Annotated in this window: 2 protein-coding genes; both read left to right on the forward strand. The window is 57.5% G+C overall.

Going from position 1 to position 3,003, the window contains the following annotated elements; all coding sequences use genetic code 11:
* Positions 1-228: 228 nt before the first annotated feature.
* On the forward strand, positions 229-1,734 hold the full coding sequence (locus tag C5O24_RS12155) for a sensor histidine kinase (protein WP_107036244.1): 1,506 nt from the start codon (positions 229-231) through the stop codon (positions 1,732-1,734).
* Between the two features lie 56 nt (positions 1,735-1,790).
* A partial coding sequence (gene metG / locus C5O24_RS12160) for a methionine--tRNA ligase (RefSeq protein ID WP_107681901.1) occupies positions 1,791-3,003 on the forward strand: 1,213 nt, incomplete at its 3' end.

Here is a 3,003-nt window from a genome sequence, read left to right on the forward strand (position 1 = left end):
TTCATAGTCGTTGTTGTAATTTTTTTTGTTATTCCGTTTGTTATTCGGAGGCAAAATTAGCCAATTTCAAGACGCTTTGCAAAAATCACCACCACGATTTTTTGAAACATGGGGAGTTTGCCCTAACTTTGCAATAACTTTACACGAAACTGATGTCGGATCAGGGCACAGACCTCCCGACCACCCCATTATTGACACAAACATTCAGACAAAACAATCGATTCGGATATGAAATCTTATCTTGCCATTGTAGCGATGACTATCATCTGCGGCTGGCTCCCCCTTGCCGCACAGAGCCGCGGCGACAACCTGCAGCGCGAGGCCGACGCCGCGCTTGAGCAGAAAGAGTATGTCAAGGCCCGCTACCACTATCTCAAAGCCTACGAAGCATTTGCCAAGGAGCAGAACGCCGACAAGGCCGTGCCGGCCGCTGTCAACGTCAGCGCGCTATACCACCGCGAGAACTACTACAGGGAAGCGTTCGAAACACTTATGGGCGCCGAAGCCGTGCTCTCCGCAGCCGAGACCGAGCAGGGAAAACAGCGTCCCGGACTCCACTACCCGATAGCACGCGAACGCCACCGCATGTACATGAAGCTTAAAAATGTAGAAAAAGCGCGCGAACAGCTCGCCAGAATGCGACAGTGGGCACAGGACGAGAAAAATCCCGAAACCGACAAGGATCTGCTGACCACCGAAGCCAACTTCTACTACACATTCGGACAGCCCGACAAAGGCGATCAGGCAATCAACCAGCTCATAGCGCTGTATCTCAACGACAACAACTACGACAAGGCCGACGAATGCTACAAGACAATAATACAGACCGCCACACGCACCAACAATGCGCGGATGCTCGCACGATCATACGAGAAATATCTCGCATGGAGCGACAGCATAGGCAAAGTCAGAGCCGCCGCTGAATACGCACGGCTCAACGCCGACTACGAGGCCGCGAAGCAGACCATCGAGGAGCGCGACTCATCGCTTACAGCAAAGACAGCCATAATAGTCGGGCTCATAGCACTGGCGGCACTGCTCGCCGTGGCGCTCGTGATGCTCGGCATCAGCCTCGTGCGCTATATCGCCACCACCAAACGGCAGAAAAAAGCCATCAACACCGCCAAAGCCAACAATGAGATGAAGAGCCGTTTCATAGCCAACATATCGTCGCAGATGGCTCCGACTCTCGACACCCTGCCGCAGAATCTGCCGGCCGTCAAGGCTCTGAAAGGCTTTGCCGAGCATATACAGACCCTCTCCGACCAGGAGAACGCCATCGACCAGCCGCTCCCCACCGAAGAGGTCAACGTGGCCGACTTCTGTCAGGAAGCAGCCGCGCGTGTCGAACCGCTTCTGCGCCCCGAGGTGACGCTATCGGTCAACGCCCCCAAGATGAGCGCGCGCATCAACGCCGAAGCGCTCGCCGGCATCATCGACCATCTGCTCTCCAACGCAGCCGAATACACCCCCGCAGGAGGCAAGATCACACTCGAATTCAAAAAGCGCGGCCCGCACAACATACAGTTCATCGTCACTGACAGCGGCCCCGGAATAGCCCCGGAAGCGAGAGCCGACCTCTTCAAACCGTTCGCGCAGGTGCGTGACCTCACCGGTGGCGACGGGCTCGGACTCCCCATCTGCGCCGTGACAGCCGCGCGCATGAACGGCACTGTACGCCTCGACGAGGAGTATGTCCACGGAGCACGCTTCATCGTGGAGTTGCACCCCTGATCCGACCCGTAACCACACTACAACATTTCACAGAAAAACAAGTCATATCAGACATAATGGAAAAGAATTTCAAACGCACACTCATCACCACCGCGCTCCCCTACGCCAACGGACCGGTGCATATCGGTCACCTCGCCGGCGTGTACGTGCCGGCCGACATCTACGCCCGCTACCTCCGCCTGAAGGGGCAGGAAGTGGTGATGGTGGGAGGAAGCGACGAGCACGGAGTGCCCATCACCATCAAGGCACGCGAAGAGGGCGTAACGCCGCAGGATATCGTCGACCGCTATCATGCCATAATCCGCGACTCGATGAAGGAGCTTGGCATCACGTTCGACGTGTATTCGCGCACCACGAGCGACATCCACGCCCGCACCGCCTCCGAATTTTTCCGCCGCCTGTATGACAACGGCTGTTTCGAGGTGCAGACATCCATGCAGCCCTACGACGCCGAAGCCGGTGAATTTCTGGCCGACCGCTACGTAGGCGGCACATGCCCCCACTGCGGAAAACAGGCCTACGGCGACCAGTGCGAGGCCTGCGGCACATCACTCTCAGCCACCGAGCTGATCGATCCGTACTCGCGCCTGACATCCGCACCGGTCAGCTGGCGCGAAACCACCCACTGGTATCTCCCCCTCAACAAGTATGAGGAGCGGCTGCGCCACTGGATACTCGACGAACACCCGGAATGGAAGCCTAACGTGGCCGGACAATGCAAGTCATGGCTCGACATGGGTCTGCAGCCCAGAGCCGTCAGCCGCGACCTCAAATGGGGCGTGCCCGTGCCGGTCGAAGGCGCCGAAGGCAAGGTGCTCTACGTGTGGTTCGACGCTCCCATAGGCTACATATCCAACACCAAGGAGATACTGCCCGACAGCTGGGAGAAATGGTGGAAAGATCCAGAAACGCGCATCATCAACTTCATAGGCAAGGACAACATCGTGTTCCACTGCATCGTGTTCCCCGCCATGCTCATGGCCTACGGCGACGGATTCCAGCTTCCCGACAACGTGCCTGCCAACGAATTTCTCAACCTTGAGGGCGACAAGATTTCCACCTCGCGCAACTGGGCCATCTGGCTCCACGAGTATCTGCGCGAATTCCCCGGCAAACAGGACGTGCTCCGCTACGTGCTGACAGCCAACGCGCCCGAAACAAAGGACAACGACTTCACATGGGCCGACTTCCAGGCACGCAACAACAACGAACTCGTGGCCATACTCGGCAACTTCGTCAACCGCGCCGCAGTGCTCACCCCTGTCCCTT

Origin of the sequence: Paramuribaculum intestinale, assembly GCF_003024925.1 — a bacterium.
In the GTDB taxonomy this organism is placed as follows: Bacteria; Bacteroidota; Bacteroidia; order Bacteroidales; family Muribaculaceae; genus Paramuribaculum; species Paramuribaculum intestinale.

Excerpts from the sequence above, each read along its gene's own strand:
- C5O24_RS12155 (WP_107036244.1), top strand. The coding sequence starts at position 229 with ATGAAATCTTATCTTGCCATTGTAGCGATGACTATCATCTGCGGCTGG.